Source organism: Pseudoalteromonas sp. 19-MNA-CIBAN-0066, assembly GCF_040308705.1.
GTDB classification, from domain to species: domain Bacteria; phylum Pseudomonadota; class Gammaproteobacteria; order Enterobacterales; family Alteromonadaceae; genus Pseudoalteromonas; species Pseudoalteromonas nigrifaciens.
Map to the genome: position 1 here is coordinate 1 of NZ_JBEONZ010000096.1, position 695 is coordinate 695.

At 40.4% G+C, this 695-nt stretch carries 1 protein-coding gene; it reads left to right on the forward strand.

Annotated features, from left to right (window positions below):
- The coding region (locus tag AAEZ18_RS18335) for an IS3 family transposase (RefSeq protein WP_350595503.1) at positions 1-687 on the forward strand (687 nt) is incomplete at its 5' end.
- Positions 688-695 lie beyond the last annotated feature (8 nt).

The following is a 695-nucleotide window of genomic DNA, read 5'->3' on the forward strand; positions in this document are numbered from 1 at the left end:
ACAATAGCAGCAATAGCAACAAATAACGATTTTGAATTAAGCCGTTATCGTGCCGCTAAGCTGATGGTTAAACTAAAACTAGAGAGCTGCCAAGTACCACAACATCAATATAAACGTGGTGGTAATGAGCATTTTGAAATCCCAAATTTGCTAGATAGGCAGTTTGATGTTGTTGAACCGAATACTGTGTGGTGCGGTGATGTGACGTATATTTGGACAGGTAATCGCTGGGCTTATTTAGCAGTCGTTATTGATTTATTTGCGCGCAAAGTCGTTGGCTGGGCAATGTCGTTGTCGCCAGATACTAACTTAACGCTAAAAGCGCTTGAGTTGGCTTATGAAAGCAGAGGCAGGCCAAGTGGATTGATGTTTCACTCAGACCAAGGTAGCCATTATACGAGTTTGAAGTACCGCCAACGTTTGTGGCGCTATAAAATTACACAAAGCATGAGTCGACGCGGAAATTGTTGGGATAATGCGCCAATGGAGCGGTTTTTTAGAAGCTTTAAAACGGAATGGATGCCAAAGGTTGGATATGAAAACTTTAAAGAAGCTAAATATAGTGTAAGTGATTATATCAACGGATATTATAACAACGTTAGGCCGCATCATTATAATGCTGGTTTAGCGCCAAATGAGTCTGAGATCAGATACAAAGATTCTAAAACTGTGGCCAAATTTTATTGACCACTACA